This is a genomic window from Agrobacterium sp. 10T429 (assembly GCF_056393925.1).
This window is the reverse complement of sequence record NZ_JBFTGV010000006.1, coordinates 205,652-220,215: the sequence shown is the minus strand read 5'-3', so window position 1 is coordinate 220,215 and position 14,564 is coordinate 205,652. Positions and strand designations below refer to the sequence as shown.

The following is a 14,564-nucleotide window of genomic DNA, read 5'->3' as shown; positions in this document are numbered from 1 at the left end:
CTGAAAGCTTTCCGATGGCTGTTGTGCTGGTGTTGGGAATGCGTTGACGATGACCCGCAAAGTTCTAGGACCTAACCTCGCGGTTGGCAAATCCGGCAATGAAAGCAACGGCCCGAAGCGTTTTGTGACAAGAAAGTTTCGCGCAATGGGTCAGTATCGAAACTTCGCTGCAAATCGGCACTGCGACTAATTGGATTCGCACCCTTGCTAAACCCGCGGGTTTCTGCCAAAATTCTCCCGAATTGAGACAGCTTTGCTGTCCTAAATTTGGTCGAGCCGGATTGAATGCGGATTTTTCGGAAAGCGAAATTCGTGTCGAGCCGGATCTTCGCATGAAACCATGCAAGTAATTTTGCAGGAGGGACGAAAATGACAAACAAGCTGCAGGCAGACAACGTCGCCGCAACCCTGACCACAGACTGTCCCACCGCGGCTGCGGCCGCACCCGTTTCTGCGAAGGGGCGTTTCGCGGGCGGCCTGCCGGAAAAGCAGGGTCTTTACGATCCGCGCAATGAGCACGATGCCTGCGGCGTCGGCTTTGTTGCCCATATGAAGGGTCAGAAATCCCACCAGATCGTCAAGGACGGCCTGTTCATTCTTGAAAACCTGACGCATCGCGGTGCTGTCGGCGCTGATCCGCTGATGGGCGATGGTGCGGGCATTCTCGTGCAGATCCCCGACCGCTTTTTCCGCGAGGAAATGGCGAGCCAGGGTGTGACGCTGCCGAAAGCTGGCGAATATGCCGTTGGCCACATCTTCATGCCGCGCGATCCGTCCCGTATCGATCACTACAAGAAGGTCATTGTCGACGTGATCGGCGAGGAGGGACAGCAGTTCCTCGGCTTCCGCGACGTGCCAGTCGATAATTCTTCCCTTTCCAAGGCACCCGATATCGCTGGCACCGAACCGCACCATGTTCAGGTTTTCATCGGCGCCGGCCGCGATGCCGCGACCAATCATGACTTCGAGCGCAAGCTGTTCCTGATCCGCAAGGTTCTCTCCAACCGCATCTACGACGAGGGCGGCGGTAAGGAAACGCAGGATTTCTATCCCGTCTCGCTGTCCTCCTCCACCATCGTCTACAAGGGCATGTTCCTCGCCTATCAGGTTGGGGCCTATTACAAGGATCTGGCGGACCCGCGTTTCGAATCCGCGGTTGCGCTGGTGCACCAGCGTTTCTCCACCAACACCTTCCCGTCCTGGAAGCTCGCGCATCCCTATCGCATGGTCGCCCATAACGGCGAGATCAACACGCTGCGCGGCAACGTCAACTGGATGGCGGCGCGTCAGGCGTCTGTTTCGTCGGCGCTGTTCGGTGACGATATCTCCAAGCTCTGGCCGATTTCCTATGAAGGCCAGTCGGACACCGCCTGCTTCGACAACGCGCTCGAATTCCTCGTGCGCGGCGGTTACTCCATGGCCCACGCCGTGATGATGCTGATCCCGGAAGCCTGGTCGGGCAACCTGTCCATGTCGGCTGAACGCAAGGCTTTCTACGAATATCATGCCGCGCTTATGGAGCCGTGGGACGGCCCGGCCGCCGTTGCCTTCACCGATGGCAAGCAGATCGGCGCAACCCTCGACCGTAACGGTCTGCGTCCGGCGCGCTATCTCGTCACCGACGACGACCGCGTCATCATGGCATCCGAAGCCGGCACGCTGCCGGTTCCGGAAGAACGCATCATCAAGAAGTGGCGTTTGCAGCCCGGCAAGATGCTGCTGATCGACATGGAAAAGGGCTCGATCATTTCCGACGAGGATGTGAAGCACGAGCTTGCTGCCAAGCACCCCTATCGCACCTGGCTAGACCGTACCCAGCTCATTCTTGAGGATCTGAAGCCGGTGGAGCCGCGGGCGCTGCGGCGTGACGTGTCGTTGCTCGATCGCCAGCAGGCCTTCGGTTACACCAGCGAAGATACCAAGCTCCTGATGTCGCCGATGGCAACAACGGGCCAGGAAGCCATCGGCTCGATGGGTACCGATACGCCGATTTCGGCGATGTCGGACAAGTCCAAGCTGCTTTACACCTATTTCAAGCAGAACTTCGCGCAGGTCACCAACCCGCCGATCGATCCGATCCGCGAAGAACTGGTGATGAGCCTCGTTTCGTTCATTGGCCCACGCCCGAACCTTCTCGATCACGAGGGTGCGGCCCGTGCCAAGCGTCTGGAAGTGCGCCAGCCGATCCTCACCAATGGCGATCTGGAAAAGATCCGCTCCATCGGCCACACCGAAGACCGTTTCGATACCAAGACGCTCGACTTTACCTATGATGTGGAGCGCGGCGCCGAAGGCATGCCTGATATGCTCGACCGCCTGTGCGAGCGGGCTGAATCCGCTGTTCGCGGTGGTTACAACATCATCGTTCTGTCCGACCGCCAGCTTGGCCCGGACCGGATTGCGATCCCCGCGCTGCTGGCGACGGCTGCCGTGCATCACCACCTGATCCGCAAGGGTCTGCGCACTTCGGTCGGCCTCGTCGTTGAAACCGGCGAACCGCGCGAAATCCATCATTTCTGTCTGCTCGCTGGCTATGGCGCGGAGGCGATCAACCCCTACCTCGCCTTCGACACGCTGCTCGACATGCACAAGCACGGCGCCTTCCCGAAGGAAGTGTCGGACGACGAAGTCGTCTATCGCTACATTAAGGCAGTGGGTAAGGGCATCCTCAAGGTCATGTCCAAGATGGGCATTTCCACCTACCAGTCCTATTGCGGCGCGCAGATTTTCGACGCCATCGGCCTGTCGTCGGAATTCGTCGAGAAGTATTTCTTCGGCACCGCCACCTCCATCGAGGGCGTGGGTCTGACCGAGATCGCCGAAGAAACCGTAACGCGCCACACGGCGGCTTTCGGCAAGGATCCGATCCTTGCCAACACGCTCGATATCGGCGGCGAATATGCCTATCGCATGCGCGGCGAAAGCCACGCCTGGACGCCGGATGCCGTCGCCTCGCTGCAACACGCCGTGCGCGGCAACAGCCAGGAGCGCTACCGTGAATTTGCCGCCATGGTGAATGAGACGGCGCTGCGCATGAACACCATTCGCGGCCTGTTCAAGGTCAAATCGGCGGAAGCGCTCGGCCGCAAGCCGGTTTCCATCGACGACGTCGAACCGGCGGTCGATATCGTCAAGCGCTTCTCGACGGGTGCCATGTCCTTCGGCTCGATCAGTCGCGAGGCGCATACGACGCTTGCGATTGCGATGAACCGCATCGGCGGCAAGTCCAACACCGGCGAAGGCGGCGAAGAATCCGACCGTTACATGCCGCTTCTGAACGGCAAGCCGAACCCCGAACGTTCCGCCATCAAGCAGATCGCATCCGGCCGCTTTGGTGTGACGACGGAATATCTCGTCAATGCCGACATGTTGCAGATCAAGGTCGCGCAGGGTGCCAAGCCCGGCGAAGGCGGCCAGCTGCCCGGCCACAAGGTGGATGCCACGGTTGCAAAGACCCGTCACTCCACGCCGGGAGTCGGCCTCATTTCGCCGCCGCCGCACCACGATATCTACTCCATCGAAGATCTGGCGCAGCTGATCTACGACCTGAAGAACGTCAACCCGGAAGCAGATGTTTCTGTGAAGCTGGTGTCGGAAGTGGGCGTTGGCACAGTTGCGGCGGGTGTCGCCAAGGCGCGCGCCGACCATATCACCATCGCCGGTTTCGATGGCGGCACCGGTGCTTCGCCGCTGACGTCGCTGAAGCATGCCGGTTCGCCCTGGGAAATCGGCCTTGCTGAAACCCAGCAGACGCTGGTGCTGAACGGCCTTCGTTCGCGCATCGCGCTGCAGGTGGATGGTGGTCTGAAGACCGGCCGCGACGTCATCATCGGCGCGCTGCTTGGTGCGGATGAATTCGGCTTTGCCACCGCGCCGCTGATTGCTGCGGGCTGCATCATGATGCGCAAGTGCCATCTGAACACCTGCCCCGTCGGCGTCGCAACGCAGGACCCGGTTCTGCGCAAGCGCTTCAAGGGCACGCCGGAACACGTCATCAACTACTTCTTCTTCGTGGCTGAAGAAGTGCGCGAAATCCTCGCCTCGCTTGGCGTTACCAAGCTGGACGAGATCATCGGCGCTTCCGAACTCCTCGAAAAGGATGAGATGCTGGCGCACTGGAAGGCCAAGGGTCTGGATTTCAGCCGCATCTTCCACAAGGTAGAGGCTCCCAAGGAGGCAACCTTCTGGACCGAGCGTCAGAAGCACCCGATCGACGATATTCTCGATCGCAAGCTGATCGAGAAGTCGCTACCGTCGCTGGAAAACCGCGAGCCTGTCGTTTTCGAAGTGCCGATCAAGAACGTCGACCGTTCCGCCGGTGCCATGCTGTCAGGCGCGCTTGCCAAGCGCTGGGGCCATAAGGGTCTGAAGGACGATACGATCCACGTGACGCTGCGCGGCACGGCCGGTCAGTCCTTCGGCGCGTTTCTCGCTCGCGGCATCACCTTCGATCTGGTGGGTGACGGCAATGACTATGTCGGCAAGGGTCTTTCGGGTGGCCGCATTATCGTGCGCCCGCCGGAAAACACCCGTATCGTCGCGGAAAACTCGATCATTGTCGGCAACACCGTTCTTTACGGCGCCATCACCGGCGAGTGCTATTTCCGCGGTGTTGCGGGTGAGCGCTTTGCAGTGCGCAACTCCGGCGCGGTCGCGGTTGTCGAAGGTGTCGGCGACCACGGTTGCGAATATATGACGGGCGGTATTGTCGTGGTGCTCGGCGAGACGGGCCGCAACTTCGCGGCCGGCATGTCCGGTGGCGTGGCTTACGTTCTCGACGAGAAGGGCGATTTCGCCACCCGCTGCAACATGGCCATGGTCGAGCTGGAGCCGGTTCCGGAAGAGGACGACATGCTCGAGAAGCTGCACCATCACGGTGGCGACCTCATGCACAAGGGACGCGTTGACGTCTCCGAGGACATGACGCGGCACGACGAGGAGCGGCTCTACCAGCTGATTTCCAATCACTTCCACTACACCAACTCTGCACGCGCCAAGGATATACTCGACCGCTGGAGCGAGTTCCGTCCGAAATTCCGCAAGGTCATGCCGGTCGAATACCGTCGTGCGCTTGAGGAAATGGAGCGCATGCGCATGGGCGTCGCGGCGGAATAATCCGCCGCGTGAGGATACTACACCAACTGGTCTCGCTGATGATCGCGGTCGCCGTTCCCATGGTGATCTATTGGACAAGCGGCGAGACCGGATTTGAATTCATCGTATTGGGGGCGGCTTTCGGTTTCGCTTACTGGTACTGGGGCCCGACAGGCGCTCCGCTTTGATGTGAGGACATAAACGTGGGCAAGGTTACAGGTTTTCTTGAGATCGACCGGCAGGTGGGCAAGTATCAGCCCGCATCGGACCGTATCCGCCATTTCCGCGAATTCACCATTCCGATGTCGGATGCCGAGGTGCAGAAGCAGGCGGCGCGCTGCATGGATTGCGGCATTCCCTACTGTCACGGCCCGACGGGCTGTCCCGTGCACAACCAGATCCCCGACTGGAACGATCTGGTTTATAACAACAATTGGGAAGAGGCGATCCGCAACCTCCATTCCACCAACAACTTCCCGGAATTCACCGGCCGCGTCTGTCCGGCACCCTGCGAGGAAGCCTGCACGCTGAACCTCGAGGATGCGCCGGTCGCCATCAAGACCGTCGAGCAGGCGATTGCCGACAAGGCCTACGAGCTGGGCTTTATCGTGCCGAAGCCGGCGACGATCCACACCGGCAAGAAGGTCGCCATCATCGGTTCCGGTCCTTCCGGCATGGCGGCAGCGCAGCAGCTTGGCCGCGCCGGTCATGAGGTCCACGTTTACGAGCGTGAATCGAAGCCCGGCGGTTTGCTGCGTTACGGTATTCCGGATTTCAAGATGGAGAAGAACTTCATCGACCGCCGTGTCGAGCAGATCAAGGGTGAAGGTGTTACCTTCCATTGCGGCGTCAACGTCGGCGTGGATGTAACGGTCGAAGCGCTTCTGGCTGATCACGATGCGGTTCTTTATTGCGGCGGTTCGGAAACCCCGCGCACGGCCGGCATCGGTGGCGCCGATTTCAATGGCGTTTATGACGCCATGCCCTATCTCGTGCAGCAGAACCGCCGCGTTGGCCGCGAAAACATCGACAGCATCGGCTGGCCGGCCGATCCGATCCTCGCCGGCGGCAAGCATGTCGTCGTCGTCGGCGGTGGCGATACGGCGTCTGACTGCGTCGGCACGGCCTTCCGTCAGGGTGCGGTTAAAGTCACCCAGCTCGATATCCGCCCGATGCCGCCGGAAAAGGAAGACAAGCTTGCCGTATGGCCCTTCTGGGCAACGAAAATGCGCACCTCTTCTTCGCAGGCAGAAGGCGCCGTTCGCGAGTTCCAGGTGGCCACGCTTGAATTCGTCGGTGAAGACGGCGTTTTGACGGGTGTGAAGTGCTGTCAGGTGGACGACCGGCGCAAGCCCATTGCCGGTACGGAATTCATCATCAAGGCTGATCTTGCCTTCATCGCCATCGGTTTTTCCGGTCCTTTCACCGATAGCGTGCTGAAGGAAATGGATGGCAAGCTGTCGCTCAACACCGATCGTCGCGGCTCCACCAACGTGATCGCCAACGAAACGGACTACAAGACCTCGGTCGACAAGCTGTGGGCGGCAGGCGACGTTCGCCGTGGCCAGTCGCTGGTGGTCTGGGCAATCCGCGAAGGCCGTCAGGCGGCACGTGCTATCGACGAAGAGCTGATGGGCGCAACCGTCCTTCCGCGCTGAGCGAGTTGACGCGGCGCAAGCCGTCGTAACGAAAACAAAAAGGCCTGTTGTGTTTCACAACAGGCCTTTCGTTTGACTGGAGAACCGAAACGCGATGGAGGTGTCGCATTCAGGGGGACGGCAACATATCGTGCCTGAGAATTGCAATTACATTACGTGGTGTCCGAAAACGGGGTTCGTGTCAGCAATAGGGAAGGCTGATACGGAAGGAAGCGCCGCCGGATGGGGAATCACTGATGGTGATCTCCCCTCCATGGTAGCGGACGATTTCCTGCACGAGGTTGAGACCGAGCCCGGTACCGCGATCCTTCGGTATCAACCGGTGAAATGCGTCAAACACGGCTTCCCGGTCCTCTTCGGGAATTCCGTTGCCTTGGTCGGATATGTCGATCACGCGGTTGGCCCCCACTTTTATGGTGATCGTTCCGCGATTGCCGCCATGTTCGATGGCGTTTTGCACGACGTTCATCAGGGCGCGTTGCAACGAGGCGTCATCGGCAAGGGCGAGGATCGGCTCTTCGTCCGGCTCGAACGAAAGTTCGTAGCCTTGAGAGATTGCAAGCGGCGCCATATCAGCGACGACAGACCGGCAGAGGCCAACAAGATCTTGTGGAATAAGCGGCGCCTTTTGCCCGCCAAGTCGTTGCAGATCGAGCAACTGTTCGGCAAGCACGGCGATACGGCTGGCATCGGCTAATATCCGGCTCCGGTCCGGTCCGTCCAGCAACGTTTCGACACGGGTCTGGAGAATGGCGACAGGGGTCCGCAATTCATGGGCGGCGTCGAGAATGAAGCGCTTGTGCCGCTCGTAACCATCGTCCAGCCGTTTCAGCGCGCCGTTGACGGCATGCACGAGCGGCTGCACCTCCCATGGAATATCGCCATCCGGCAATCGATATCCGCGCTTGTCGATGTCGATGCTTTCCGCCGTTCGCGCAATAGCGGAAAGTGCGAAAAATTCCCGACGAATGATCCATGGAATGGTCACGATTGTCACAATGGACATGATAAGGAGGATCGGCATGATCAGTATGTTGGAGAACAGCAGGACCGGGAATGCCATACTGAAGGCTCCGCCCTTGCCGACCATAACGAATTCGCCCGCCGGTCCCGATGCACGACGCACGACGGCGATTCGCAAGACAGCAAGATAGGAGTAGGACAATGCCGCATCGCGTACGTCCGACACTTTGACGTCGCTAAGCTGTTGATCCATGTTGCTAAAGGCCTCAGGCACCGGCCCACCCTGCACGATCTCACCTTTCTCGCTGACTGCAACGAACCAGAAACCGGGCATGCTGTCGCGCAGCTCGACAAATTCATTTGTTTCGTCAAGCATCAGCCGGCCATCCTTGTCACGCATGATGGCATTGGCTGTAATCTGGGCCGCTGCCGGGCTGAGAAGGGCGCTGCCAGAGGCGCCGCTGGACAGGTAAGCGACGAAGGCGGCAGTGACGATGAAAAGGCTGCCGATCTGGAAAAGCAGCAATTGAATGGTCAGGCGGCGCTTGAGCGATTTCCTTCCGGCCGATTTCATGAGGCCGCCCTCAGCAGATAACCGACGCCGCGAATACCGTGAACCTCCAGACCCGCATCCGCTGCCTGCAATTTGCGGCGCAGACGGGAGATATGGGAATCAAGCGCATTCGACTGGATTTCATCGTCGAAATTATAAACCGCCTCTTCCAGTACCGATCGCAGCACCGTTCTGCCCTGCCGACGCAACAGGGCTTCAAGGATCAGCAATTCGCGTCTGGTCAGGGAAATAAACTCTCCCTTGATGCGGACTTCGCGGGTTTCGAAGCAAAACTCCAGCTTGCCCAGCTTCGCCGTCATCGTCACGCTGCCGGCTGGCCGGCGCATCAGGGCGCGGATGCGCGCAAGGAGTTCCTCGACAGCGAAGGGCTTGGCCAGATAATCGTCCGCACCAAGGTTCAGGCCGTTTACCCGATCCGCAAGCGTGCCTTGCGCTGTCAGCACGATGACGGGCGGTGTGACGGGCAGCAGACGCAGATCTTCTATAAGCTGGATGCCATCGCCATCGGGCAATTGCCGGTCGAGTACGACAAGATCGTGAACACCGTCCATGATCGCATGCCGGGCAAGATCGAGCGTGCCGACATTGTCCACGATGATATCGAACCGGTGCAGGGCGGCGGAAAGGGCTGCTGCCATTTCGCGTTCGTCTTCAACAAGCAGCAGGCGCATGAATTGTTCTCGGCAGTGTCTAGCGTACGCCTTCCCGGAGAGGAAGGGGCGCGGGGGCATCGGATAAATATCACCGTGCAGTAAGACGCGGGCAGGGGAGGGCAATTGGCCGACCCCGCATTTGCTGCAAAGCTGAATTTATCCTGCCATTGCCGGGTTGCCTCAACATTACGCCGGTTCGAGCCGTAGCGACGGCGGAGAAGTGGCTACTGTCTGGCCTGAGCAGTATCCGGGACAATCCGGTAGTCATCGATACGACCCGCCGGTGCATCGGCCATCTCGCCCCGCTTGGTCAGCCGTTCGCGTGGCGATTCCACCACCGAGACACGTGTCGATACGGCCGTCGAAGGGACATCGCCAAGCAGCTTGTCACCGCCATCGAGGTTCGGATCGGTCAGGCTGATCGGCTGGGTGCGCACCTGTCCCGCGTCGATGCCAAGCGCGGGCAGGGAGGTGAGTGCAGGCAAATTGCTGCCGTCCAGTTTCACGAGGTCCGGTCCGGCGCTGTCGAGGTGCCTGCGCACGAATTTCTCGACGTAAAAAGCAAGCTTGCGTTTGCCGGCCTGCGTCATGCCGACGCCATCTGCCTCACGCAGACGGGCCTGCTGGCCGTTCATGTCGTAGCCGGTGATGACAAATTTACCGGCCTCGTCGACAAAGCCGTCCCAGACATCGACGAATTCGCCGCCGTATTTTTCGATATGGCTGCGATAAAGCCGGTTGAAGCCGACGAGATCGGCCGAGAGTGAGGTTGACTGGAAGGCCGGCAGGCCAACCCACAGCAGCGGTACCTTCGGCCGGCCGGCAAGGGTCAGAAGTTCATCGATCCGCCGCTCATATTCCTTGAACCAGACATCGGTGCCAAATTTTTCCCTGGTATCGCCGATCTGCATCTGCTGGCGATCGTTCGATCCCATCATGATGACGATGGTGGCAGGATTTGTTTCGGTTATGAACTGCGGCAGATTGGCGAACCAGTCGTAATAATCCGTGCGTACGAGGCCCGAAGAACCATTCGCGCGCACATCGACCGAGATTCCCGGAGAGCTGGCGAAGGCATTGACCAATTCTTCCCCCATGCCACCGGCCAGAAAATCACCGACGACCAGAACACGCCTGGCATTTTCAAGCTTGGCGGTCGGCTCCGGTTTTATGGTTCGCATCTGAACCACCGAAGGCGCTTTTCTTGCGGGTTGCGGGCGGGTGACTGATTTTTCACGCGGCGCAGCCGGGAAATCCCGGCGACTGCGGGGCTGGTATTCGCGGCCGGGCGTGTCCTCCCGGCCCACGGGCCGGCCAAACAGCATTTCGAAAAGGGTGCGTCGCTGTTCCTGGGCGAAGGTTTGCGAAGGGACAAGCGGCGTGCACAAGACAGCACAAAGAATGATGGCGCAGATGCGCCAGCCCGTACTTGTGCTTTTCGCCGCAGGTTTCCTACTCATGACATCGATCCTTCCGGATGCTTCGGCGGCGTTGAAGACCGCCGCCGAATTCACCGGCATATTATCAATTCCGCAGTGCTCTCAGCAATCGCTGCGACGGCTGACCGTCGGTTTCCAGACCCATGCGCGACTGGATGGCGCTAATCGCCGCCTTCGAGCCGGAGCCGAAATTGCCATCGACTTCGCCATCGTAATAGCCAAGTTCTTTCATGCGGGTCTGGAGTTCGAATTTTTCACGAATATCCAGAGTGCCGTCCGGACGCGGCCATTTCTGCTGCATGCCGCCATAACCGGCGATCTCGTCAGCAAGCAGGCCAACGGCCAGCGCATAGCTGTCGGATGCGTTGTATTTCTTGATGGTGAAGAAGTTTTTCATCATCAGGAAACCTGGACCATTTGCCCCACCCTGCAGTTTCAGCATGGCGCGATCGGAGCCGCGGGTGAAATTCTTGCCGTTCGGGCGGGCAAAGCCAAGCTTGGTCCATTCCGCAATGGACTTCGTCTGCCCCTCATAACGGGCGCCGCCACGCGGCACGGCTGTTTCGTAACCCCAGGTCCGGCCGGGTTCCCAGCCGTTCTTGGCGAGTAGATTGGCGGCCGTCGCCAGCGCGTCCGGAACCGAGTGCCAGATGTCGCGCTTACCGTTGCCGTCCGCATCGACAGCATAGAGCAGGTAGCTGGTCGGAATGAACTGGGTATGGCCCATCGCACCCGCCCAGGAACCCGTAAGCTGCTTGGGCGTGACATCGCCTGCCTGCAGGATTTTGAGTGCGGCGATCAATTGCGTGCGCGCGAACTTGGCGCGTTTGGGGTCGGAATAGGCGAGCGTGGCCAGTGCCTGCGGAATATTGTGCAGGCGCTCCGGCTTTTCGAGAACCGCGCCGTAATTCGATTCCATCGACCAGATGGCGAGAATAATATGTTTGTCGACGTTGAAGTTACGCTCGATCCAGTTGAGCGTCGTCGCGTGCTTCATCTTCATCTCGCGGCCGATGCGCACCGTATAGGGGTTGACGCGGGAATCGAGATAATCCCAGATCTGGGTGGTGAATTCCGGCTGGAAGGTCGCCTTTCGCAGCGCATCCGGATCCGGCTCGCTGACACCAGCAAAGGCTTTCTGGTACGTCGCCTTGCTAATGCCTTCTTTCGCGGCTGTTGCGTAGAACTGGTTGATCCACTGCTTGAACCCAGCATCGGCCCGGGCCGAGACGGGGGCCAGCGAGATCGCCAGACCTGCAACCATCATGCAGCCGAATTTGCGGACATTTGAAAGGATCATCTTTGTCATCGTCAGTCTTTCGTTCTCTCGAATATCATTTCGATTGCGAAAACGCATCGGGCGTCGTCATGCATAACAAAAGAATGTCAACAAATTCTTTACCATTAATAGATGGTAGCGTCACCCTTTACAAAACGTTGTTATTTTTGAAATAACAACACTGTGCGGGGATTGTGATCAAGTTTTATCTCTCAGGAGGGATATGTGGTAGAACATAAGAAAATTCGGAAGGCCGTATTTCCGGTCGCAGGTCTGGGTACGCGTTTCCTGCCCGCAACCAAGGCGGTTCCGAAAGAAATGCTCACTGTCGTTGACAAGCCGGTCATTCAATACGTCGTCGACGAGGCGGCGGAAGCGGGCATCGAGCATTTTGTATTTGTCACCGGCCGCGGCAAGGCGGTGATTGAAGATTATTTTGATATTCAATTTGAACTCGAACAAATGCTGCGCGAGCGCAACAAGAATGCCGAGCTGACATTGCTTGCCGGCCTTCTGCCCAAGGCGGGCACGGCAAGCTTCACGCGTCAGCAGGTGCCGCTTGGTCTTGGCCATGCGGTCTGGTGTGCGCGTGATATCGTCGGCGACGAGCCTTTCGCCGTGCTGCTGCCTGATATGATCATGCACTCACAGAAAAGCTGCCTCAAGGGCATGGTCGAACTTTATGACCAGACCGCCGGCAACGTCATCGCGGTGCAGGAATGCGCTCCCGATCAGACGCATAAATACGGCATCGTCGGCGTGGGTAACGCCGTGGGCGAGGGTTTCAAGATCACTGAAATGGTCGAGAAGCCTGCTAAGGGTACGGCACCTTCGAATTTCTACATCAACGGTCGCTACATCCTTCAGCCTGAGATTTTCGACATTCTGGAAAATCAGGAACGGGGCGCCGGCAACGAAATCCAGCTGACGGACGGCATGTTGACGCTTGCCAAGTCGCAGGAATTCGCTGGCTATCATTTCCGCGGGCAGACGTTCGATTGCGGCGCCAAGGATGGTTTCATTCTTGCCAACGTCGCTTTCGCGCTCGAACGCGCTGACATCCGCCCCGCAATCGAGGAGCCGATCAAGGCTCTTATCGACGGACTGAAGTAATTCACCAACTGGACAACGGGATCCCGGCCTTCGCGCCGGGATTTCTATTTGGGGCGACGTTATCGTTTCAGGACAAGACCCGCGCCGACGCGCAGTTCGTTGCTGTCATAAATCGGTGTCCACTGATAACTGACGTCCGCCGTCAGATCGAGATAGCGGTTCAGCCCCCAGGTCAAGCCAGCGCCTGCGGTGTATTCCACGGCATCCTCGATATCGGAGGAGGGAAATGTCCGGTGCACGATCTGCCCGGTCAGCCGCGCGACCAGATTGCTGCGCAATTCATGGGTCAGCCCGGCATCCAGCCGATAGGAAATCCAGCCGCCCTGTGGTCCGCCGGCGAAATCCTCTATCGTCGTGCGCAGGCCAAGATTGACGTTGGTGCCGCGCTGCGGCGACCAGTTCAGTTCGCCGTCCAGTGTCAGCGCGCCGATGGAAGCGATGCGGTCGTCGTCATATTGTTTGCGTAGATAGCCGATGGCGGCCTCGCCGCGGGTCTTCTCGCCAAGATCGACCTCGGCTCCAATTTTGGCGCCGTAGGAATTCGAGGACCGTGCGTAACCGGTATTGTCCAGGCGCCTGTCATATTTGGTCGTTCCCGCGTTCAATTCGAGGAACGGGATCAGGGCCGGTGACAATTCGTAGCCGATGCGGCCGCGCAGGTTCGCGCCGTTCTGGTCGCGATCGCTAAGACTGATCGGCTGGCCGTTTATGCCCTTTGCATCCGTGTAGACCGTACGCGACAGATCGAGCGCCGCCAGCCCGCGCAGCTTGCCGAAATCCCGTTGGATCGATGCGCCGGTCGTGAAACGGTGTTCTCCGCCCTGCACGGCAGCGCCGGTCAAAGCGTTGGGGTCCGTGGTGCCTTCACGACTGAATTCGTAACCCGCCTTGAGATTAGCCGTCGTTTCTTCGCCGAGATCGAGGCGCAGATCGGCTTCTATCCGCGCCCTCGGCTCTTCACCATTCTTGCTGCCGAAATTTTTCTCCCAGGCGCCATCGCCTGTTACAGTCAGCGCATGGCGGGACCAGTCGCTGGTTAGCGTGCCGCGAATACCCGTCGTCAGGTAGTTACGTCTGGAAGGGCCGCCGGTGTTCGTCTGCTTTTCCGTATTGATCGTCTGGCTGATCGAGGGCCGCAGCAGGAATGTACCGAGCCGGATGCCGGGGGTTTGTCCGGGTTCGGTGGCTCTTTGCGGGTTTTCACCGCCGTCTACCGTTGGCTCATATGGGTTTTCCGCGTCGGCATAAGGCTGGCCCGCTTCTTCCTGCTGTTCGGAAATCGGGTCGCCCGGATTATTCGAGGGGCGCCATAGTTGCTGTGGCGGTGCTGCTCGCACCGTGCTTGCCTCGTTTTCAGTTGTCGTTGTCGGGTTCTCTGCCGGCGTTGAATCGCCGGATGGAACTGCGACCGGCAGCCGCGTGGCCGCTGTTTGCGCGAAAACAGTTCCCGGGGTGTAGAGAAGCGTACAGGCAAGCAGCAGCAGGGTTGCTGCTTTCCGCGACGTCGGCAGACGTGTGGCGGTGCCCTTCACAATCATTCCTCTTCACCCGGCGCATTTGGCCGATGTTGGATCGAAAGTTCGTCTCAGCATTTCCTGAAGCCGAATGAGCGGCAGACAGATGAAGTGGACGACCAAGAGACCAGACACGCGACGCAAGTTTTAATATCGCTTTAACAATAGGATTTTTATGGTTAACAGTTGATAAAGACCTCCCGGATTTCACCACATCTGTGGCTGCGGCAAAGCTGGGGGGCTTCCTCGTTCGATCTGGCCGCTTCGGCACCGCGAC

At 59.1% G+C, this 14,564-nt stretch carries 9 protein-coding genes; 4 read left to right on the top strand and 5 right to left on the bottom strand.

From position 1 onward, the window contains the following. Window positions 1-369 precede the first annotated feature (369 nt). From gltB to AC1DCP_RS15780, 3 genes are read left to right on the top strand one after another with little or no spacing between them, the layout of a single operon-like run. Entirely contained in the window at window positions 370-5,115 is a 4,746-nt protein-coding gene (gene gltB / locus AC1DCP_RS15790; protein WP_038494278.1) for a glutamate synthase large subunit, read from the top strand. Between the two features lie 8 nt (window positions 5,116-5,123). Beyond that, entirely contained in the window at window positions 5,124-5,282 is a 159-nt protein-coding gene (locus AC1DCP_RS15785) for a hypothetical protein (protein ID WP_155846257.1), read from the top strand. Window positions 5,283-5,297: 15 nt separating this feature from the next. Beyond that, window positions 5,298-6,752 (top strand): glutamate synthase subunit beta, encoded by a 1,455-nt coding sequence (locus AC1DCP_RS15780; RefSeq protein WP_476774421.1) that lies wholly within the window; start codon window positions 5,298-5,300, stop codon window positions 6,750-6,752. A 181-nt stretch (window positions 6,753-6,933) separates the two neighbouring features. Here AC1DCP_RS15780 and AC1DCP_RS15775 read toward each other — a convergent pair whose 3' ends face one another. The 4 genes from AC1DCP_RS15775 to AC1DCP_RS15760 form a co-directional block, all read right to left on the bottom strand. Further along, the gene (locus AC1DCP_RS15775) at window positions 6,934-8,289 is read right to left on the bottom strand and encodes a sensor histidine kinase (RefSeq protein ID WP_476774420.1); all 1,356 of its coding nucleotides are present in this window, start codon (window positions 8,287-8,289) and stop codon (window positions 6,934-6,936) included. Then, window positions 8,286-8,960, bottom strand: a complete 675-nt coding sequence (locus AC1DCP_RS15770; protein ID WP_476774419.1) for a response regulator transcription factor — start codon at window positions 8,958-8,960, stop codon at window positions 8,286-8,288. The genes AC1DCP_RS15775 and AC1DCP_RS15770 overlap by 4 nt, the downstream gene beginning before the upstream one ends. Window positions 8,961-9,166: 206 nt before the next feature. Continuing rightward, entirely contained in the window at window positions 9,167-10,402 is a 1,236-nt protein-coding gene (locus AC1DCP_RS15765; protein WP_111803500.1) for an SGNH/GDSL hydrolase family protein, read from the bottom strand. Window positions 10,403-10,466: 64 nt separating this feature from the next. Continuing rightward, window positions 10,467-11,690 carry a lytic murein transglycosylase gene (locus tag AC1DCP_RS15760; RefSeq protein ID WP_003511460.1) on the bottom strand — a complete coding sequence of 408 codons (1,224 nt, stop codon included), beginning with the start codon at window positions 11,688-11,690 and terminating at the stop codon, window positions 10,467-10,469. A 195-nt stretch (window positions 11,691-11,885) separates the two neighbouring features. Here AC1DCP_RS15760 and galU point away from each other — a divergent pair, with 195 nt between their 5' ends. Then, window positions 11,886-12,773 carry a UTP--glucose-1-phosphate uridylyltransferase GalU gene (galU, locus tag AC1DCP_RS15755; RefSeq protein WP_003511458.1) on the top strand — a complete coding sequence of 296 codons (888 nt, stop codon included), beginning with the start codon at window positions 11,886-11,888 and terminating at the stop codon, window positions 12,771-12,773. Window positions 12,774-12,832: 59 nt separating this feature from the next. Here galU and uppP read toward each other — a convergent pair whose 3' ends face one another. Then, window positions 12,833-14,311: a polysaccharide biosynthesis protein UppP gene (gene uppP, locus AC1DCP_RS15750; RefSeq protein WP_149916107.1), complete on the bottom strand. Its 1,479-nt coding sequence runs from the start codon at window positions 14,309-14,311 to the stop codon at window positions 12,833-12,835. Between the last annotated feature and the right edge of the window lie 253 nt (window positions 14,312-14,564).